This window comes from Shewanella sp. DNRA4 (assembly GCF_012843185.1).
Classification (GTDB): Bacteria; Pseudomonadota; Gammaproteobacteria; order Enterobacterales; family Shewanellaceae; genus Shewanella; species Shewanella xiamenensis.
In genome coordinates this window covers 109,855-130,547 of sequence record NZ_JABAIP010000014.1, presented here as the reverse complement: position 1 = coordinate 130,547, position 20,693 = coordinate 109,855, and the positions used below count along the sequence as shown (strand labels likewise).

The following is a 20,693-nucleotide window of genomic DNA, read 5'->3' as shown; positions in this document are numbered from 1 at the left end:
ATTGTTATACACTCTTGGCTAGAGGCATTAAGCTATTGCGATGAGTGACGTGATTGTGTGATTACGTGATTGTGCGATTAACAATCTGCCAAATGCGTTTGCTTTTAATCAGTGCTTGGCAAACAACAGGATGGATATGACAGCTCCCATTATTATCACTGGCGTGGGTAAACGTATTGGTTACGCCCTCGCGAAACACTTGCTCGCCCAAGGGCACAAGGTGATTGGCACCTATCGCAGCCATTATCCCAGCATCGATGAGTTGCAGTCTTTAGGCGCGACTTTAATCCAATGCGATTTTTACGATAATGCGCAGCTTCAAACCCTGATTGAGCAATTGAGCCAATACCCCAAAATCCGCGCCATTATCCATAACGCCTCTGACTGGCTGCCAGACAACAGCCCAAGCCTTGCCGCCCATGAAGTGATGCAGCGCATGATGCAGGTGCATGTGAGCGTGCCCTATCAAATAAACCTAGCCTTAGCCTCGCAATTACGTGCGGGAGCCGAGGGTGAGATTGGCGCCAGCGATATTATCCATTTCACCGACTATGTGGTCGAAAAGGGCAGTGCCAAGCACATGGCTTATGCTGCCAGTAAAGCGGCGCTAGATAATTTAACCTTATCCTTTGCGGCTAAATTAGCGCCCGAGGTCAAAGTGAATGCGATTGCGCCGGCGATGATCCTTTTTAATCCAAGTGATGATGAAGCCTATCGACAAAAGACCTTAGCCAAGGCCATCTTGCCAAAAGAAGCTGGAAATCAGGAGATTATTGCCTTAGTGGATTATCTGTTGGCGAGCCGCTATGTCACTGGGCGCAGCCACAATGTCGATGGTGGGCGGCATTTAAGGTAAAAAAGAATCTAGAACGGCCTGCGGCCTCTAGAACGCCATTGCATGGCTCTAGATTCTAGATTCAAGAAGAAGCCCTTATGGAGCGACGCTCTGCTTTTTCTAGCAGCGAAGCGCTCTAGCTTCTAGCTCCTACTTTTCAAAACTCCCATTCTCTGCTTGGAGTGATGATGGTCGGCAAGGGCACATCCCAATGTTCGCATGGCAGGCTCGGTACTTGTTGGCAATCATGGGCATACCCCATCGGCAGTGGTTTGCCTTTGCTGTGCCAATTAGCTAGCGTTCTGTCGTAATAGCCGCCGCCCATGCCCATACGATTACCTTGGATATCAAAGGCAACCAACGGGGTGATCACCACATCGAGTCGCTCAATCGGCATAACGTTACGCACATCTAGCCGAGGCTCTAAAATACCGAATTGATTCGGTAGCATTACCGAGTCGGCGTGGTAATGCAAAAACAATAATTGCCCAGCATTAAAGGGGTGCAGCCGTGGCAGATAGGTTTGAATCCGCTGTTGCCAAAGCGCTTCGATAAGCGGAGCTGTTGCCAGTTCGCCATCGTGGGTGAGGTAAAGCGCGACATGCTGGGCCTTCAGCGCGCTGAGCTTTTCGAGCATTCGCTGACATGCGGCAAGGCTTGCCTCGGTTTGCACCTCTGTCGAAAGCGAGCGGCGGGCTAAACGTATTTGTTTGCGTAACTCGGCGCGGCTTAGCGTTGGGCTTAGCGACTTGGCGTCAATTTCAGGCTGAGTGCCGTGTGGCCCATTGACTGTTGGAGCCGAAGTATTCGAGACAGGTGAAGTGATAGACATAAATAAGATGCTCCCCAGAATGCCGCTACCGGTGTAGCCCTTGAACCGTAGGTTCAAGGCGGGTAAATGATTACCTCCTAAGGCTTCTCGGTACGAGCCGAGCATGCTCAATGTCAGTAAAGCATTCACCCTGAGATCAAAATTATCGGCACAGGGACATTACCAGTTGGCCTGCATCCCAGGGAGCAAAAACGGTATTGAATCGCTAATCGTTTGGCTTAAAAAAGTATAGGCCAGTTAGCCATTCACTGTGCAACTCTTCTCAGATAGATGGTGTTTGGCACCGAGTGCACAGTCTAAAACTATTTGGTTGAACGCTCAACTAAGGCGTTTTCCAAGGTTGACTGCAACAGGCTGATGCGGTCATCCATTTGTTTCATATAATGCTTATTCTTTTGCTTTTCTTGGTACAACTCGTGGCCAATATTCAGCGCCGCCATAATGGCAATTTCTTCGCGGCTTAAGCTATTCGTGCGATTTTTTAGGGTGGTGAGTTGCTGCTCAACCCCTTGAGCCACAATGCGTAGGGCATCTTCCTGACCTTTCGGACAGGCGATAGAGTAGGTGCGCCCAAGCAGGGTGATTTCAACTGCACTGTTACTCATTCAAAGATGATCCTTTCGTTGGCATCGATAGGGCGGACTATATAGGGCTGATATTAAAAGTGCAAGGTAAGCTGCAGATGGATTACACATTCGCTGTTTTGTTTGCTGCTTGTGTGAGCAGTTGCCGGAATTTTTATCTTACCCTCCAAGAATACTGGATCAGAGTTGGTTCAAGTCTTTAACTCTGCTAGCATTGCTGCTGGAAAATTCTGATTGGAATCTGATATGGCGACCCCTCCTTCGTTACGTATCGAAAGCTTAAAAACAGCCCTCGATGCGGCTGAAATTGGTCAGCATCCCGTGGAAGTTCACGGGGCTCTTGTGGGTTTAATCTGCGGTGGTGTAGATCAAACCGGTGATTTGTGGATTAAACCGTTATTTGACCTGATGAACGATGGTCAGCCTTTACCCACTGCTTTACATCAATTGGTGTGCGAGTTATTCCAAGACTCGGTTGCTCGTTTGAGTGACTTTGATTTTGGTTTTATGCCGTTGCTTCCCGAAGAGGAAGAGCCGTTAAGTCACCGAGTTGAGGCGCTATCGCTTTGGACGCAAAGCTTTTTAACGGGCATTGCGATTATCCAGCCTAAGCTCAATAAAGCCTCCGCCGAAGTGCGTGAAGTGATTAAAGATCTGGCCGATATTGCCCAAGTGGAATTCGATGTGACCGACGATGAAGAATCGGAAACTGCCTATATTGAATTGCTGGAATTTGTGCGTATCGCTGCGATTTTGTGTTACTCCGAGTTTGGCCCAGAGCCGAGCCATGAAGAGAGTGACGATCCTGCGGTGATCCATTAATTCCTAAAAGAGAAAGGTGGAGCGATTCCGCCTTTTAGTGTTTTTCAAATCTAACATCCTGATGGCGAAACGCTTTTAGCCATGCCATAGCTTGAATGAGAACCCCATGACGGTAGCAGAGCACATGGATAATTCAGTTCAAAACGTCGATATTGCCATTGTCGGTGGCGCCATGGCGGGTGCGACCCTCGCGTTAGCTTTGGCTCGTTTGTCTGGTACTGAAAAACCTTTATCTATTGCCTTAATCGAGGCGCATCTTCCCGATAACAATCACCCCGGCTTTGACGCCCGTTCCATCGCCATTGCCCATGGTTCCATCTTCGAGTTATCCCGTTTAGGTTTATGGCCAAAACTGGCGCATTTAGGCACGGCGATTAAGGATATCCATGTGTCCGATCGCGGCCATTTTGGCATGACGGAACTCAACGCCAGTCAGTTCCATTTAGATGCGCTGGGGCAAGTGGTTGAGCTTGAAAGGGTCGGCCAAGTGCTGTTTAGCGAGCTTAACAAAACTCAGGTTAAGCTCTATTGCCCTGCCAAACTGTCAGAATTAATTCCCAATATCGACAGCCACACGCTGGTGCTCGATTCCGGCGAGCAGATCCGCGCCAAGCTGGTGGTCGCTGCCGATGGCTTGCAGTCTAAAGTGCGCAGCAGTTTTAATCTGCCCATCACCCAAGTGGCGTTCGAGCAAACCGCGATTATCGCTAATCTGCAAACCGATAAGCCGCACCAGCACTGGGCTTATGAACGATTTACCGAGACTGGCCCACTGGCGTTATTGCCGATGGCAGATAGCCAAGGTCAACCGCGTTTGTCCCTCGTCTGGGCACTCGATGATAACCGCGCGCAAGCGATGCTCAATGCACCTAAAGCCGAGTTTTTAGCTGAGTTGCAGCACGCCTTTGGTTACCGCGCTGGGCAGTTTATCGATGTCAGCGAGCGCCATGCTTATCCGTTAAATCTGTCTTATATGCCAAGGCCAATCCACCATAGATGCGTGTTTATTGGTAATGCGGCGCAGACACTGCACCCGATTGCGGGGCAGGGATTTAACTTAGGCCTTCGGGATGTGGTGAGCTTGCTTGACGTGCTCAACACTGCGCGAGAGCAGGGCGAAGATATCGGCGGTGTCGCCGTCACCCATGGCTATTTGCAGGCCCGTGAGGCGGATAGAAACAGCACTATTCGCAATATTGAATTTTTAGTCCGTGGCTTCTCTAACCAATACTGGCCCTTGGCCCTTGGGCGTAATCTGGGATTAAGGCTGTTGTCTTGGTTCCCGCCACTGAAAACCCCCGTCGCTCAAAAAGCGATGGGCTGGAAATAATTACTGGTATCGCAACGCGAAAAGGATGTACCCATGTTAAGTTCACAAGCCTATGACATTGCCATTGTGGGTGGCGGCATGGTGGGACTCGCCACCGCGATAGGATTGGCGCAGGCCGGTCTCAATGTTGTCGTTATCGATGCGGGCCACACAGAGCCCGTGAGCGGCGAGCCAAGGCTTAGGGTCAGCGCCATCAACAAGGCGAGCCAACGTTTGCTCGAGCACCTTGGTGCTTGGCACTATGTCGATGCCAGCCGCGCGACGCCCTATCAAAAAATGGCGGTATGGGATAAAGACGGCTTTGGCAAAATTGCCTTCGATGCCAGTAGCATCAGTGAACCTAGCCTTGGCGCGATTATCGAAAATGACGCCATCAGCTATGCCCTCGCCAAGCGTGCCAGTGAATTTGACAATATCACCCATATCGAAAACCAACGCTTAGAACGTATTGCCTTTGGTGAGCGTGAAGCTTGGTTGACCCTCGCCAATGGTGCTGAAATAGAAAGTGTCAGCGCCGCACTGGTGATTGCCGCCGATGGCGCCAACTCTTGGGTGCGTGAGCAATGTAAGATCCCGTTAACCTTCTGGGATTATGGCCACCATGCGATTGTGGCAACCATTCGCAGCGAGATTCCGCACCTTGCCACCGCCCGCCAAGTGTTTTTGCAGGATGGCCCGCTGGCCTTCTTGCCATTATATGAAGACAACCTCTGCTCCATCGTCTGGTCAGTGCCGCCCGAGCGCGCCACTGAATTACTGGCAATGGACAAAGTGCAATTTGAGCGCAATCTCACCGCCGCCTTCGACGGTCGCCTTGGGATCTGCAAGCTTGAGAGTGAACGCCAAGCCTTCCCACTGCGGATGCGCTACGCCCGCCATTTTGCCCGCCACCGTTTAGTGCTCGCGGGGGACGCTGCCCACACCATTCATCCATTAGCGGGCCAAGGGGTAAACCTTGGCTTCCTCGATGCCGCTAGCATTATCGAAGTCATCAGCGAATTACAGCAAGCGGGTAAGGATATCGGTGATTATGCCGAGCTGCGCGCCCTAGAGCGTTGGCGCAAGGCGGATGCGATGGAGATGATCGCGGCGATGGAAGGCTTTAAGCGCCTGTTCGAGGGTTCAAACCCAGTTAAAAAGGCCATTCGCGATCTGGGATTAAATCTTGTCGATAATGTCGCTGGGCTGAAAACAGTGTTCATGCAACAGGCCATGGGTAATAAGTCGTCGCTGCCCAAGTTATGTCGCTAGCCTCGGTTGCGCTAATGTGATCAGAATTGCCGCAATTATCAGCGATTTGATTGCAAGCTGTGCAAATCTGGCTTTCGCATGTAAAAAAATTACATGTTGAAGATGAGAAAATCTAATGACACAGGCTTCGGATTAGAAAAATCTCCTGTATACAAATTTGTGACGCAAGGTATAATTTCGCCGCATTTTAGACCCTAGTACTTATACCAATCACGATAAATATCTGATTAATTCAGAGCGAATCAGGCGTTGCAGTGACAGACGCATTGAGACCGAAAGAATCCCTTTCAAATTGATGCATCGTGGAAGTGAAATGCCGATTAGCCAGATATTTAGCCGGATTTGTATCACCCTACGCTAGGCAGAGACCTGAAGAAGGCCGCAAAAAAGGGATAACAATGGCTAATAAAACTGTTCTTTTTAACAAGCACTTAGAATCAAACGCTAAGATGGTCGACTTCCACGGTTGGGATATGCCCCTCAACTATGGTTCACAAATCGAAGAACACCACGCTGTGCGTCAAGACGCGGGTATGTTCGACGTGTCCCACATGACTGTAGTTGATGTGACCGGAAACGATGCTTGTGCATTCCTGCGTAAGTTGCTCGCCAACGATGTGGCTAAACTGAAAGTTCCTGGTAAAGCCTTATACGGCGGCATGTTAGATGACAATGCCGGCATCATCGACGACCTGATCACTTACTACCTCACCGACACTTTCTACCGTGTTGTTGTTAACAGCGCGACCCGCGAAAAAGACTTAGCCTGGATCGCCAAACAATCCCAAGGTTTTGATGTCACAGTGACCGAGCGTCCTGAGCTGGCGATGATCGCCGTTCAAGGCCCTAACGCTAAGGCCAAAGCCGCCGCCGTATTCAGTAGCGATCAAAATGCTGCGATTGAAGGCATGAAGCCTTTCTTCGGTAAGCAAGCGGGTTCTCTGTTTATTGCAACCACAGGTTATACAGGTGAAGCGGGCTACGAGATCATCGTGCCAGAAGCGGAAGCCGAAGCCCTGTGGCAAGCACTGTTAGATCAAGGCGTTAAACCCTGTGGTTTAGGCGCCCGCGATACATTACGTCTCGAAGCCGGTATGAACCTCTACGGCTTAGATATGGACGAAACCATCAACCCGCTGGCCGCCAACATGGGCTGGACTATCGCATGGGAGCCAACTGACCGTGACTTTATCGGTCGTAAGGCGCTTGAAGCCCTGCGCGATGCGGGAACCGACAAATTAGTCGGTCTAGTGATGGAAGAAAAAGGCGTGTTACGCCATGATATGCCAGTATTTTTCACCGATGCAGCGGGTGTTGAGCAGCAAGGCGTGATCACTAGCGGTACTTTCTCACCTACATTGGGCTATTCTATTGCGATGGCGCGTGTTCCTAGCTCAATTGGGGATACGGCGGAAGTCGAGATGCGTAAAAAGCGCGTGGCTGTTAGAGTAGTAGCGCCAAACTTTGTGCGCAACGGTAAACAAGCATTTTAAAAAAACGGAACAAGGAACAAGAACAATGAGCAATATTCCGACAGAACTGAAATACGCCTCTTCACACGAATGGATCCGCAAGGAAGAAGACGGTAGCTACACTGTGGGTATCACTGAGCACGCTCAAGAGCTGTTAGGTGACATGGTTTTCGTTGAGCTGCCAGAAGTGGGTGACACTGTCACGGCGGGCGACGACTGTGCAGTGGCGGAATCAGTGAAAGCGGCTTCTGACATCTACGCGCCAATCTCTGGTGAAGTGATTGCCGTCAACGAAGCACTGGAAGATTCTCCAGAGCTCGTAAACAGCGACGCTTACGGCGAAGGCTGGTTCTTCCGCGTTATGCCTTCTGATGAATCAGAAGTTGACGCTCTGCTCGATGCAGAAGGTTACCAAGCTGTTATCGACGAGGAATAATCGTCGACGCTAACGAAGCCCCAAGGGGCTTCGTTTGTTTTAGCGCAAGTTTGACATAACAATAGCCCGTTTATCAGTACCCTACAGTCCTGAGCGACGGCAAATCTGGAACAAGGTTTATCATGACCAAGCAAACCCTCACTCAGTTAGAACAGCACGATTTATTCTTACGTCGCCATATCGGCCCGGATAGCATCCAACAACAAGAAATGTTGAACTACGTTGGTGCAGAGTCTCTGGACGAGCTGACTGCGCAAATCGTGCCTGAGTCGATCCGTTTAAGCCAAGAGTTGAGCATTGGTGATTCCTGCGGCGAAGCCGAAGGTTTGGCCTACATTCGTGGTTTAGCCAAACAAAACCAAGTCTTCAAAAGCTACATTGGTATGGGTTACTACGGTACCCAAGTGCCTAATGTGATTTTACGTAACGTCTTAGAAAATCCAGGTTGGTACACGGCCTATACGCCATATCAACCAGAAATCGCCCAAGGCCGTTTAGAAGCGATTCTAAACTTCCAACAAGTGTCGATGGATTTAACTGGTTTAGATTTAGCTTCTGCTTCACTGTTAGACGAAGCGACCGCCGCCGCTGAAGCGATGGCGCTGGCGAAGCGTGTATCTAAAGCCAAAAAAGCCAACATTTTCTTCGTAGCCGATGACGTATTCCCACAAACCTTAGACGTAGTGAAGACTCGCGCTGAGTGTTTTGGTTTTGAAGTGGTGGTAGGCCCAGCCCATGAAGCGGTAAACCACGAACTGTTTGGTGCTTTGTTCCAATATTCAAACCGTTTCGGTCAAATCACTGACTTCACTGACTTATTCGCCGAATTACGCGCGAAAAACGTGATTGTGACTGTCGCTGCCGACATCATGGCCTTAGTGTTACTCAAGTCACCGGGTGCCATGGGTGCCGACGTGGTCTTCGGTAGCGCCCAGCGCTTCGGTGTGCCGATGGGCTTTGGTGGTCCACACGCGGCCTTCTTCGTGGCCCGTGACGAGCACAAACGCTCTATGCCTGGCCGTATCATCGGTGTGTCAAAGGACACCCGTGGTAACCGCGCACTGCGTATGGCGATGCAAACTCGCGAGCAACATATCCGCCGCGAAAAAGCCAACTCAAACATTTGTACCGCGCAAATTCTGTTAGCGAACATGGCGTCTTTCTACGCCGTATTCCACGGCCCACAAGGCCTGAAAACCATCGCATCACGCATTAACCGCTTTGCTGATATCTTAGCCGCTGGCTTACAAGCTAAAGGCGTGAGCTTAGTGAACACCACTTGGTTCGATACCATCAGCATCAAAGGCTTAGACGTTGCAGCAGTCAATGCTCGCGCGCTGGCCGCTGAAATGAACCTGCGTTTCGATGCTGACGGCATCGTCGGCGTGAGCTTAGATGAAACCACTATCCGCAGCGATATCGAAGCCCTGTTCGATGTGATTTTAGGTGCTGGCCATGGCTTAGACGTTGCTGCGTTAGACGCGCAAATCGTAGCCCAAGGTAGCCAATCGATTCCAGCGTCTTTAGTGCGTCAAGATGCCATCCTGAGCCACCCAACCTTCAATCGCTACCAAAGCGAAACCGAGATGATGCGTTATATCAAGCGTCTCGAAAGCAAAGACTTAGCATTGAACTACTCAATGATTTCATTGGGTTCATGCACTATGAAGTTAAACGCTGCGGTTGAAATGATCCCTGTCAGCTGGCCAGAATTTGCCAACATGCACCCATTCTGCCCACTGGATCAAGCCAAAGGTTACACTCAACTGATTGAAGAACTGTCTTCATGGTTAGTGAATGTCACAGGTTACGATGCCGTGTGTATCCAACCTAACTCTGGCGCACAGGGTGAATACGCGGGTCTGCTGGCGATTCGTAAATACCACGAGTCTCGCGGCGAAGCCCACAGAAACATCTGCTTAATCCCACAATCTGCCCACGGTACTAACCCTGCATCAGCGCAATTAGCCGGTATGCAAGTGGTTGTGACTGCCTGTGATAAGCAAGGTAACGTGGATTTAGAAGATCTGAAGGCCAAAGCGGCTGAAGTGGCAGAAAACCTGTCATGTATCATGATCACTTACCCATCGACCCACGGTGTGTACGAAGAATCTATCCGCGAAATCTGCAACATTGTGCACCAGCACGGTGGTCAAGTGTACTTGGACGGCGCCAACATGAACGCCCAAGTTGGCTTAACCTCACCAGGCTTTATCGGTGCCGACGTATCGCACCTTAACCTGCACAAAACCTTCGCGATTCCACACGGCGGCGGTGGTCCAGGCATGGGCCCAATCGGTGTGAAAGCGCACTTAGCGCCGTTCGTCGCGGGTCACGTTGTGGTGAAACCAGGCCGCGAAAGCGATAACAACGGTGCTGTATCGGCAGCGCCATACGGCAGTGCTGGCATTCTGCCAATCAGCTGGATGTACATTAAACTGCTCGGTTCAAAGGGTCTTAAAAAGTCGACGCAAACCGCGCTGTTAAACGCTAACTACGTGATGAAGAAGCTGTCTGAACACTACCCAGTACTGTTCCGTGGCCGTAACGATCGCGTCGCACACGAATGTATTATCGACCTGCGTCCAATTAAAGAAGCCTCTGGCGTGACCGAAATGGATATCGCTAAGCGTCTGAATGACTACGGTTTCCACGCGCCAACCATGAGCTTCCCTGTTGCGGGAACCCTGATGATTGAGCCAACCGAATCTGAGTCTAAGGTTGAACTGGACCGCTTTATCGACGCTATGGTGTCAATCCGCGCCGAAATCGCTAAGGTTGAAGCAGGCGAGTGGCCAGCGGACAATAACCCGCTGCACAACGCGCCACACACTATGGCCGATATTATGGACCCAGCGTTTGATTCACGCCCATACAGCCGTGAAGTGGCCGTGTTCCCAAGTGCCGCAGTGCGTACTAACAAGTTCTGGCCAACGGTGAACCGTATTGATGACGTGTACGGCGACCGGAATTTGTTCTGTGCGTGTGTGCCGATGTCAGACTACGAGTAGGGGCTGAATAGTACGTTATTCAGGTCTAACGTTTGATGAAAAGCGAACCCTTAGCGGTTCGCTTTTTTATTGCCTGCAATTTGGGGTTTAGTTGTGTTTTTGTTGAAGTAGTTTCTGCTGAGTTGAGTGGTGCGAAGTTGCTTTTTCATGGCTTCTGGCAACTGTACTTCCCAATTGCCTGCCGCAGGCTCTCGCACTGTTACACCAGTGACTCGCTGTAAATACATCCCTGTAAGCTCTGCTAAAACATCCATGTTTTAGAAGGTCACTGGTGCAACAATGCTGTATTTGGTGTAACCATTGAGTGACGAGTTATGCCTGTCCTAACTTTTGGCTTTATCCCTTACAAAGAATTAACAGAGCAGTCAGTTAATCTTCTGATATCATGAAGTTATTCTGAAATGGAGTTCTTCTGTTTATGCAAGCCATCATTCAAAAATACCTACAATCTGCTTTATTTTATCTCTTGATTGCCACTCTGATTATGATGGGTGGCATCATCGTTGGTTATCTGTGGTCTGGTGATATTGGGCTTTGGATATACGACAGTGGAGCAAGTATATCAACCACATTCACAGTTATAGGGTCAGTGTTTACCGTGCTGACGTTTGGATTGGGTATCATTGCGTATAACCATTGGAAGCATCCGTTTGATATAAATAAGTTGCACATGACAATTAATTTAGGGCAGGACTTGCTAGAAATGCTTGAGTTAGCAAACAATTACTCTGAAAGCTTGACTATTCTTGTCGCTTCAAAAATTGGACATAATCAAGTGCAGAGGGGGATTTTTAGAGCGGCAGCGATTAAATATGAATCTAAAGTAATTGAAATAAACATTTACAACCATATATTGAGAAATTTATCTTTAAATATAAGCAAACCATTTTCACCAAGTGATCTGTCATTTGGCAGATTAACTGAGGAGATCGCCAAAGATGAAACAATAGATTATGTAAAGTCTACAGATGGTGAGTTAAAACGATTGCATGATATTATGTTGCTTAAAGTCGAATTATTACAGCATATTTCAGATACGGTATATCGAGAGATTGATAGGCTTGCAAATAAATTACCTTCTTGAGAGAGGTTGCTCCTAAATCTTTGTGAAAATTCGAAATTGTGGCACCCATCTTAAGTCGCTTTATGTTATTGTTTTATAGTGGGTAGCCATTTGCATGGTCATATTTACTATAGGTACCAATTATGAAATCTATAAAAGTTGAACTTGGGAGAGCATTATTAGAAGCATCCCAAGTTGCGGATAATGTCACTGGACAATCGATAAATGCATTACCAGAGTATTTTCTATCAGTAAAAATCGCTGAATATTTGCATGATAAATTTGAATCTTACACTTTTTCTATGGAGGACTCATTTAAAAGTATTGCCACTGAACTTGGAATCAATACTGAGGGGCATCCAGAGCACTTTAGGCTTTCTGGTAAAGTAGACTTGGTGCTTAGAAATCAAAAATCTAAAAAGGCCAGGCATATCATAGAGTTTAAGCGTGGAATTAAATCAACAGGTTTAAAGAAAGATGCCCTGAGGCTAGCTTGGCTTTGCGAAAACTCGCCCTCTGGTCATAAAACGGAAAAAAACTATCTAGTTGTAGTAACACATAAGTCAAAAAGCTTTTTCAAAAAAAGGCATGAAGAAATAATAGAGTGGGTAGCTGAAGAATTTGATTACGTAAGTGTAAACTTTCATCCCGTCCCTCTGCCAAATCTTTTCAGCACTAATAAATATGGTTTAGGGAAGGAGTTATTTGGTGGGATTTGGGAGTTTAAGTATGATAATTAAATACATCCACAATTAACAAAGTAGTCAAGAAATGACGCATACACGACAGAGTTGAGGCCTGAGACAGTATTAAATCGTGCCACCCAATTTAAACCGCAGTTTTATTATGGGTGGCCATTTGTTAGCTAATTAGCTGTATAAGTCGCTGATAATGCGGTGTTGCTCATTGCCTGCCGCAGGCTTTAGCACTGTTACACCAGTGACACGCTGTAAATACATCCCTGTAAGCTCTGCTAAAACATCCATGTTTTAGAAGGTCACTGGTGCAACAATGTCAGTTCTGGTGTAACCATTGAGTGGAGAGTTATGGCTGTCCTGACAGTGTTGCTGTTTATGCCATCATTTTATTGTAATGCTCCTCAAAATCAGTTTTGATGAATACTTCTTTAAACTTTATTATGAATCTATCTGGGTCGATTTCTCCTAAATCATTAATATTTACAGAGTCAGAGTGTGATTCTCTGTTAATAAATCTAAAAAAAGGAGAGAATTCAGCGTCTATTTCTTCAAGTTCATCCAGAGCCATTTTTAGTGCATCTGTTTTATGTACAAAAGAAAAATAATATTCGAGAATGTTTCTCATGATATTAGGTAAAACAATGTTGTTAGTATTGCCATTTTGAGCGTCTTTTATGATCTGCCAGTAAGACTGATAATCGTTTTTTATATCGTCTTTTTCCATGGGTAAAATATCGCTGTTAGTGTTTTTTAACACTCTAAATAAACTACACTTTTTTTCAAAATCTTGCGGTTTTTGAGGGAGGTATTTTATCATTTCATGTAGATAATATAGGCTGTGAGTGAGTAGTATTACTTGTGCATATTGGTAACCTTTAATAAGCTTTTTATTCGTAAGAGCTCCTATTTCATAAATATAATTATGAGATAGACTTGATATAGGATCGTCAACAACAATAATTTTCTTATTTTGGGGAGTTGTGGAGTCACTATTTATGCTTCCTTGGCATAGCTCCAAAAAGTAGAGATATGTAATAAGTGTTTTTTCACCTTCACTGAGCGATTTATATACGTCAATACCGCTTGCAGTAACACCACGACAAAGATAATAGTGATTATTTTCTCCTGGCTTTTGCTTAATCTCAAAACCTTCTAAACCTATAGACTTTATTTGGTTGTTTATACTGATTACTGACATTTCTATATTGGTTATTTTTTTACGGTTCTCAGCGACGATAACTTTTTGAGTATCAATTGCCGTAGTAAGCGTCTTTTCCTCATTTTCAACGCTAGTAATGTTAGTATCTATTGATTTAATTAAATTATCATGAGCTTTAATGTCAGCATCATATTTTATACGTACTAAAGACCAAAACTTATTTTTTATAGCGGCTAAAGATTCTTTTTTATTTCCTAGCTTAGCGTTGAATTTCGCTATAGAAATGTTTTTGGTACTGATAATATCATTAATAGATTGTACTAACTTCGCCGTAGGCTCTAGGTTTACTTTCACACTTGGATCTGCTGTTTTTTGATTAATCTTAATAAGATTGGCTTGTAAAATACCTGAAAGTTTTTCTTTAGCTAAATCAAAATTAGTATCGTTAATGGCAGTATAGTGAGCATCTAATAACGTCACGTTTAGTTTTTTGATAACTTCCTCATATCTGCTTTGCAAGGTGTTTAGTTCATTCTTTTTTTCTTCATAGGATACATCAAAAAGGTTATTAATATTTTCTATTAATGTTTTATCGATAGCCTGTTGGCAAAATGGACATTTCCCTTCAGTATCATTAATATAAACTCGACCTTTATCGATCCAAGTAGAGTTTTGTAATTTTTGTACTAATGCAGCTAAATAACTTTCGCTCGAGGCAACAATGACCTGACTTAGAATACTATTTGACTCGATTGACTCCAGGTTTAAAGTTATGTTTGGAATCATACTTTTTTGTGCAGTATTTTTATTATTAAGTTCTTTTGATTCCGCGGCTAGAATGTCAAAATTATAATCAGGAGTTTCTATAAGGTCTATTTTTAATAGTTCATTATAAAATGTAGTGGCTGAGTTTTTAAAACCTATTAAACAGTGATCTAAGTCATTTTTTTCATACTCTTGTTTAGTTTCAAAACACTTATCTTTAATAGCTTTTACTTGAGTAGCTTTCTTTTCATTGAGTTGAGTTTTATAGATCTGTTTTTGATTTCTTTGTTTCTCTAGTTCGATTATCTCTAGCTCTGCTTCACTAATAGCTTGCTCTGCTGATATATTAGTTTCACCTAAGGTGAAAACTCCATTAAAGCTATCTTGAGAGAAGTTTCTGTCAACAAAGTCGGTATTATAAACTAGAATTTGATAATCTTGAGAATTAGGTAACACATAGCTGCAGTTATTGTAGCTACTATGCGTTGTATCCTGCAGGTATCTTGCAACAGTAGATTTACCTGTACCGTTGTGACCGTAAAGAAAGACTATTTTCTTATTTGTATTTAGTGATACAGGGGTAGAATTTTGAAAACTAGCTACTCCTTGCATAGAAATTGATTCAATCATATATAATACTTCCGTGATTCGTAATGTGGTTATGAAAATATTGCGGATAAACGGGCTCAGCCTAATATTTTCGTTTTTATTATTTCTACATCTCGCTTTTACTTAGGCATCTTTGGGCGACTTGGTAGATGATGATGTCGACTTGTTGCTGGGTAAGATCTTGGGTTTTCAGTTTTGGGATCGTGCCGACTAATTGTTTGTGGTTAAGGATCGGGAACGGTGGCTTTGATTGACTTGTGACATACCAGCCGGGGAATACTAGGACTGGGGTTGAGGATACTGGTGTCCCTGTTGCCTTGGTTAACCATTGGCTGACCCACTTGGCCTGACGTTCGGCCTGTTCTATGGGTTTAGTTTCTGTCCACGAGGGGAAGTTTAAGCGCCCGTCTTTGTAAAATACTTCATAGCCTTTCTTACCAGAACTAGGGCCAGAGCCATTGCCATTGGTTTGGCGTAGGTCTTTATTGCGCTTATGGCGGCCTTTGGTTTCAATCGCGAATACGCCATTTTTGCCGATAACGAGGTGGTCGATATTAAAGCCGTCGGCTTGGACATCGTGAAACACTTGATAACCCAAGGCTTGTAGGCCGATTAGTTCATTTGCGGTGGCGATCTCTGCCGTATGCCCTAGACGTAATTTGGTGAGTTTGGAAAAGTTTTTCCACGTTTTAAAGCTGCAATAGCTTAAGCCCATTAACGCTGAAATACTTAGCATCCAAGGGAATTTGCCAGCTGCGATATGTGCTTGAATGCTGTTAAGTGCAAAGGGGAAGCTAAAGATTATGGCTCCCATCATCATGTAACCCATTAAATCTAATTGCAGATCTTGGATTTGCTTTTGTAAGCCATAGGCTGGAATGCGGGTTAGCTGCTCACGATCAACGGGCAGGGTTAGCGTTGCATCGCGGTATCGAAGAAACACATGCAACACTCCTGCACCGACAAACAGGCTGGATAGAATAATTACCACGGATAATAGGTTGCTGCCGAAATCTGCCATTTACATCCTTGAAGTAAAAAGGTTTTTCTTTATTCCATAACGCACATATAACGAATGTGCTTGATACCTTGGTGACAGAGGTTGCTTTAAGAGGGGGGAGGCGGATAACTGAGTTGCTGCTTCATCCCTAAATAGCGTGCTCGATATGGGTTTTCGAGTGTGGCTCTGCATTTCCCTAAGTGGTCACACTTTAACCCGCACGATACGGTTTAATCAATGCGTTTTATCACAAATACTTATTTTAAATAACAACTTGTGAATATTTGGGGTGATGAATTGGTGGGCGTTTTGGGGTTATACAGGGCAAATCAAAAACGGCCAATCGAATTGGCCGTTATTAATTTCCGTTAGCAGTGGCTGCTTAACGGTAAAATGCTTCTACTGTGCCTTTGATGGTTAACAGTAGCGGTTGACCGCGACGGTCTAAGGATTTGCTTGGTACTTTAACCCAGCCTTCGCTGATGCAGTATTCTTCAACATCGAAACGTTCTTTACCGTTTACGCGAATACCTACATCGTGTTCGAAAATCGCGGCCACATGGTGTGGGCTGCGTGGGTTAACCGAAAGACGATCCGGTAATGCGGGTTGTGAAGTTGTGTCAGTCATGGTCGTTATCTGTAGTGAACAAAAAGTGCGTTATTGTAGGCAATCCCGCCGCCTTGCTCAAGGATCTCAATCAAGAGTCTGGTTTTATACTGCACCCGCATTGGAAAAGGCTTTTAAGGTGCGACCATTTTCTCGGCCCATAACCGATCTTAAGTAAGTCTTGGCGAGGATATCGGCATCAATGGTACTAAAACCCGCAAAGTAATCTCGATACGCGGTATATGACTCGGTTAATACGGTTGGGCTGACAATATTGATCCGCTGTTGATGGGTGAGTTCATTAGCGACCGCGGCAACAAAATGCTCAAGTGCGCCGTTGATGGTGGCGGCGCTGACGCCATCTTTAACGGGTACATCGGCGATAATGCCGCTGGTTAAGGTAATACTGCCGCCCGCATTTAAAAACTGACTACCAACTTGCACTAGCTGGATTTGGCCTAACAATTTGCTCTGTATGCCTTTTTGCCAATCGGCTTGGTCGAGTTGGGCAAAGGGTTTAAAGGCGACGTCTCCCATTGCTGCGATAATGGCGTCGACTTTGCCTAGTTGGTTAAAGCCCTGTTGGAGTGAATTGGGATCGCGAATATCCATCAACAGATCGCCACGGGTTCGCCCGACTTGGATAACTTGATGACCTTCCGCTTTTAGTAATTGCGTGACGGCTTGGCCGATATTGCCTGCTGCACCTACAACGAGTATTTTCATGATTTTCTCCATTATTGAATATAAACACAGCATAACTCGGCGAAATAAACCGAAAAAGCCCATATAATCACCACATTGTTTAGAAAATGGATTTAATCAATGAGCCTGACGCATCTTCAATCCTTTATGATGGTTGTAAAAATGCAGAGCTTTAGTGCGGCGTCGGAGCAGCTTGAGGTCTCTAAGGGCTTAGTGTCTCGCCATGTTAAAGCCTTGGAAGATGAGCTGGGCTGCCAGTTGTTGTATCGCACCACGCGCCGGGTCTCGATGACCGAAGCGGGGCAAACCTTGTATGCCAAAGCCTGTGAAATCGACAGATTAGCCGCTGAGGCCGAGCGTTTAGTACAAGATTTAACTGAGGATGATTGTGGCCGTTTAAGATTTACCGCTCCCACAGAGTTGGGGAAAGCCCTATTAGCGCCGCTATTGATCCCATTGATGGCGAATTTTCCTCAGGTTCGGTTTGAATTTTGTTTTGAGCAGGATATTCAAGATGTTGAATTTGGTCAGTTTGACCTTGCCTTAAGAACCACACTTAAACATAGCGATAATTTAGTCGCTAAATACCTAGGGCGCATTAGCCATGTGTTAGTGGCCGCGCCAGGGTATTTGGCTGCGGCAGACTTAGTGAACCCCGCGGATTTACCCCAATATCCGCTACTTTCGGGCGGTGAAACGCAGTGGACTCTCGAGCATGCCGCTGGCGAGAGTGTAACCCAAGGGTTTGAGCCCGCAGTGATTAGCTCAAATTATGCGACTAATCATCTGTTAGCCTTGAGCGGTCAAGGGATTGCCTGTTTACCCTATTACTTAGTGCAGCAGGATATAGCGCAGCAAAAACTACTGCGGTTACTGCCAGAATGGTATTTATATCCTTATGATTTATATATGGTCTATGCAAAACAAAGCCATTATTCTCACAAACTACGGCAGTTACAGCAGTCATTGCTGACATGGTGCGCGGCTAACTCCGAGTTTATCCGCAAATCATAAGGGGGCTAAAACCTAGGCGTGCTGATTTTTTTGCGCTGATGATTTAACGCGGCTAAAGTGGCGCTCAAGCCGATGTTGAAGCGTTTCAAGCAGTGGTTGTTATTCCGATAACCACTACGGTATTTAAGCACTTATGTCTCTAATTCATTATGTATCATTCACTTATATATCAATCATTTTTATCGCTAAGTAGGGCTGAATCTAACCACTATGCACGATGATATTAGTATTCTCTTGCCATCCCTTATCCATCGTATCGGCCGCGAGGCGGCAAAGCGGGCGCAGGCAATGGCGCTAAAGCACGGCTGCGAGCTTAAGCGGGTGCGCCGCTCCCGTAATTGGAGTATCACAGGGCAGGCTATCGCCATTCAAAGCTGCTGCGCAGAGTTAACAGCCCAGAGTGATGCTGCCGAATTTGCCTTTATGATCAAAAAGATCGACAGCGGCTTATTACAACACGCCGATAAGCTTGAACCACTCAGCGCAAAATTGATCCGCCTAATCAACCAAAACCCCGCAATCACCTTAGGCGAACTGATGCAGCAAACCCAATGCAGCATAACTGAGGCAAGATTGGCGCGCTTTGATGCCGAGCTCTGAGCTTGGGCGTGGTCATTAGCTGGCTGCCACTAAGAAAAAGGCCTCAATTGCTTGAGGCCTTAGGTGGTTAAAGATAGCTATTTATGCCGAATCGACTAACACTTAATCGACTAACGCCGACATGAAGTCTTAGGCGTTAAATCTTAAATTGACCCACAAGTTTACCCAGATTCGTCCCTTCCTGTGACACGGTTTGGCTCACTCTTGCCGCATCTTCGCTGGAGTGCAGTAGCTCATTCACAATTTCTTGAATAGCAAACACATTGCGATTGATCTCTTCGGTCACTGAGCTTTGCTCGGTTGCCGCGGTGGCGATTTGGGTACTCATATCATTGATGGCGGTTACTGCCGAGGTCACAGAGCCAAGGCTGTCTGAGATAGCGCGGGACGAGTCTACCGAACGCACACAACTCTGCTGACTCTCTTCCATGGTATTGACTGCCAAGGCTACAAGCTTGTGCAGTTCGGATAGCATCTCGTTGATTTCTAATGTGCTTGATTGAGTACGACTGGCGAGGCTACGCACCTCATCGGCGACCACGGCAAAGCCGCGTCCCTGTTCACCCGCGCGTGCGGCTTCAATCGCGGCGTTTAATGCCAACAGGTTGGTTTGCTCGGCAATGCCGCCGATAACCGAGAGTACGCTGTTGATTTTTTTGGATTGTTCACTCAAGGATTGAATATTGCTGGCGGCATTATTGATTTGCGCCATTAGCGCTGAAATCTCCTCTAGCGAGGCATCGACACAACGCTGGGCATTGGCCACATCGCCCGTGGCGGCATGGGTAGCCTCGGCCACTTGGGTGGTATTTTGCGCTACTTCACTCGCGGTTGCAGACATCTCAGTAATGGCGGTAACCACTTGATCCGTTTCATTGTTATGGCTGATAAGCTGGCTCGACATCACCTTGGTTTGGTCGTGAATCGCGTTGGCCGCGCTTTTGACTTTGGCGGTCGCGTTTGCCACATCACCAATGATGGTTTGCAGTTTATCGACAAACAGGTTGAAGGAGCGGCCTAATTGGGCGATTTCATCCTCACCCGTCACTGTAAGGCGTTTAGTTAAATCGCCTTCGCCTTTGGCTATATCGTTTAAGTTATCGGCCATATTCTTAATCGGCGTCACCATGCGATGAGCTGTCAAAAGGATTACTGCGGCAGTAATTGCCGCCAGTATCAGCGCAATTAATAACACCCCAAGGGATTTACTCATCATTTGTTCAGTGGCGGTAGCACGGTAATCCTCAACCACGGCATCGATATCGTCGATATAGGCGCCTGTGCCGAGCATCCAATCAGTGCCTGGGATCATCATGGAGTAGCCGATTTTTTCGATTTGCTCGTTGGTATTTGGCTTTTGGAAATAAAACGAGAAGTTACCGTCACCGTTTTTCGCTGCATTGAGTAAACCGACAATGATTTTGGTGCCGCGGGGGTCGGTCATATCGATTTTATTTTGCCCTTCGAGATTGGGCATGACCGCATGGAACAGGTTTTTACCTTGGGAATCGTAAATAAAGAAGTAGCCCGAACTACCAAAGCGGATATCACGTAGGGCTTGATTGACATTGCCCTGTTCTTTTAATGATAACTGATATTGCACTATGCCTGCGGCGATTTGGGTGGCTTCTTTGATTTGGGTTTTACGCTCGCCAATCAGCTTTTCTCTAAATGCGGTGACCTCATCGGCAAGAGATTCTTGTTCAATATGGTAGGAAACAGTCATCAGTATGACGAGGGTTAAGAGTAACGGGAACAGCGCTAACAGGAGCAATTTGTTACGTAAACTGAGATTAGACATGCTTAACAACTCCGAAATAAGCCTCTATATTTGCAGGGCAGTATAACTAATCCCCATTCTTCTTAAGTGCTTAAGTTAACAAAAATCTAATGTAACCGA

19 protein-coding genes and 1 other RNA gene are annotated in these 20,693 nt (G+C 46.2%); 11 read left to right on the top strand and 9 right to left on the bottom strand.

Features of this window, described 5'->3' with window-relative positions:
- Nucleotides 1-136 precede the first annotated feature (136 nt).
- Nucleotides 137-856 (top strand): dihydromonapterin reductase, encoded by a 720-nt coding sequence (folM, locus tag HG547_RS16095; protein ID WP_169548388.1) that lies wholly within the window; start codon nt 137-139, stop codon nt 854-856.
- 136 nt (nt 857-992) lie between these two features.
- Here folM and HG547_RS16090 read toward each other — a convergent pair whose 3' ends face one another.
- From HG547_RS16090 to zapA, 3 genes are all read right to left on the bottom strand, one after another.
- The gene (locus tag HG547_RS16090; RefSeq protein WP_169548387.1) at nt 993-1,667 is read right to left on the bottom strand and encodes a 5-formyltetrahydrofolate cyclo-ligase; all 675 of its coding nucleotides are present in this window, start codon (nt 1,665-1,667) and stop codon (nt 993-995) included.
- 7 nt (nt 1,668-1,674) lie between these two features.
- Nucleotides 1,675-1,855, bottom strand: a non-coding RNA gene (gene ssrS / locus HG547_RS16085) — 6S RNA.
- A 114-nt stretch (nt 1,856-1,969) separates the two neighbouring features.
- Nucleotides 1,970-2,272 carry a cell division protein ZapA gene (gene zapA, locus HG547_RS16080; protein ID WP_037414335.1) on the bottom strand — a complete coding sequence of 101 codons (303 nt, stop codon included), beginning with the start codon at nt 2,270-2,272 and terminating at the stop codon, nt 1,970-1,972.
- Nucleotides 2,273-2,497: 225 nt separating this feature from the next.
- Between zapA and HG547_RS16075 the strand changes: the two genes are divergently transcribed.
- The 6 genes from HG547_RS16075 to gcvP all read left to right on the top strand — a co-directional run bounded on the left by HG547_RS16075 (nt 2,498) and on the right by gcvP (nt 10,573).
- The gene (locus HG547_RS16075; protein WP_169548386.1) at nt 2,498-3,073 is read left to right on the top strand and encodes a UPF0149 family protein; all 576 of its coding nucleotides are present in this window, start codon (nt 2,498-2,500) and stop codon (nt 3,071-3,073) included.
- A gap of 106 nt (nt 3,074-3,179) precedes the next feature.
- Nucleotides 3,180-4,403, top strand: coding sequence for a 2-octaprenyl-6-methoxyphenyl hydroxylase (gene ubiH / locus HG547_RS16070; protein WP_169548385.1), 1,224 nt, complete (start codon nt 3,180-3,182; stop codon nt 4,401-4,403).
- 33 nt (nt 4,404-4,436) lie between these two features.
- A complete protein-coding gene (locus HG547_RS16065) occupies nt 4,437-5,654 on the top strand; it encodes an FAD-dependent oxidoreductase (RefSeq protein ID WP_169548384.1) in 1,218 nt (405 codons plus the stop codon).
- Nucleotides 5,655-6,052: 398 nt separating this feature from the next.
- A complete protein-coding gene (gene gcvT / locus HG547_RS16060) occupies nt 6,053-7,147 on the top strand; it encodes a glycine cleavage system aminomethyltransferase GcvT (protein ID WP_169548383.1) in 1,095 nt (364 codons plus the stop codon).
- A 25-nt stretch (nt 7,148-7,172) separates the two neighbouring features.
- Nucleotides 7,173-7,562, top strand: a complete 390-nt coding sequence (gene gcvH, locus HG547_RS16055; protein WP_011071083.1) for a glycine cleavage system protein GcvH — start codon at nt 7,173-7,175, stop codon at nt 7,560-7,562.
- Nucleotides 7,563-7,684: 122 nt separating this feature from the next.
- Entirely contained in the window at nt 7,685-10,573 is a 2,889-nt protein-coding gene (gcvP, locus tag HG547_RS16050; RefSeq protein ID WP_169548382.1) for an aminomethyl-transferring glycine dehydrogenase, read from the top strand.
- A 50-nt stretch (nt 10,574-10,623) separates the two neighbouring features.
- On the opposite strand, the gene HG547_RS16045 is transcribed toward gcvP, so the two are convergent.
- Complete coding sequence (locus tag HG547_RS16045) at nt 10,624-10,827, bottom strand: hypothetical protein (RefSeq protein ID WP_169548381.1); 204 nt, start codon at nt 10,825-10,827, stop codon at nt 10,624-10,626.
- Nucleotides 10,828-10,991: 164 nt separating this feature from the next.
- Between HG547_RS16045 and HG547_RS16040 the strand changes: the two genes are divergently transcribed.
- Together HG547_RS16040 and HG547_RS16035 are read left to right on the top strand one after the other, a co-directional pair.
- A complete protein-coding gene (locus tag HG547_RS16040; RefSeq protein WP_169548380.1) occupies nt 10,992-11,657 on the top strand; it encodes a hypothetical protein in 666 nt (221 codons plus the stop codon).
- 122 nt (nt 11,658-11,779) lie between these two features.
- Entirely contained in the window at nt 11,780-12,376 is a 597-nt protein-coding gene (locus tag HG547_RS16035; RefSeq protein ID WP_169548379.1) for a hypothetical protein, read from the top strand.
- Between the two features lie 331 nt (nt 12,377-12,707).
- Here the strand turns inward: HG547_RS16035 and HG547_RS16030 are convergent, their stop codons facing one another.
- The 4 genes from HG547_RS16030 to HG547_RS16015 form a co-directional block, all read right to left on the bottom strand.
- Nucleotides 12,708-14,888, bottom strand: coding sequence for an AAA family ATPase (locus tag HG547_RS16030; protein WP_169548378.1), 2,181 nt, complete (start codon nt 14,886-14,888; stop codon nt 12,708-12,710).
- Nucleotides 14,889-14,973: 85 nt separating this feature from the next.
- Entirely contained in the window at nt 14,974-15,888 is a 915-nt protein-coding gene (locus HG547_RS20760; RefSeq protein WP_211164685.1) for a nuclease-related domain-containing protein, read from the bottom strand.
- Nucleotides 15,889-16,249: 361 nt separating this feature from the next.
- Entirely contained in the window at nt 16,250-16,495 is a 246-nt protein-coding gene (locus HG547_RS16020) for a DUF3297 family protein (protein WP_069453553.1), read from the bottom strand.
- A gap of 84 nt (nt 16,496-16,579) precedes the next feature.
- Nucleotides 16,580-17,200, bottom strand: a complete 621-nt coding sequence (locus HG547_RS16015; RefSeq protein WP_169548377.1) for a short chain dehydrogenase — start codon at nt 17,198-17,200, stop codon at nt 16,580-16,582.
- A 99-nt stretch (nt 17,201-17,299) separates the two neighbouring features.
- On the opposite strand from HG547_RS16015, the gene HG547_RS16010 reads away from it, so the two are divergent.
- Both HG547_RS16010 and HG547_RS16005 read left to right on the top strand, forming a co-directional pair.
- Nucleotides 17,300-18,193, top strand: a complete 894-nt coding sequence (locus tag HG547_RS16010; protein WP_169548376.1) for a LysR family transcriptional regulator — start codon at nt 17,300-17,302, stop codon at nt 18,191-18,193.
- Nucleotides 18,194-18,403: 210 nt separating this feature from the next.
- The gene (locus HG547_RS16005) at nt 18,404-18,793 is read left to right on the top strand and encodes a ribosome recycling factor family protein (RefSeq protein ID WP_169548375.1); all 390 of its coding nucleotides are present in this window, start codon (nt 18,404-18,406) and stop codon (nt 18,791-18,793) included.
- Between the two features lie 136 nt (nt 18,794-18,929).
- On the opposite strand, the gene HG547_RS16000 is transcribed toward HG547_RS16005, so the two are convergent.
- Entirely contained in the window at nt 18,930-20,594 is a 1,665-nt protein-coding gene (locus HG547_RS16000; RefSeq protein WP_169548374.1) for a methyl-accepting chemotaxis protein, read from the bottom strand.
- Nucleotides 20,595-20,693: the final 99 nt, after the last annotated feature.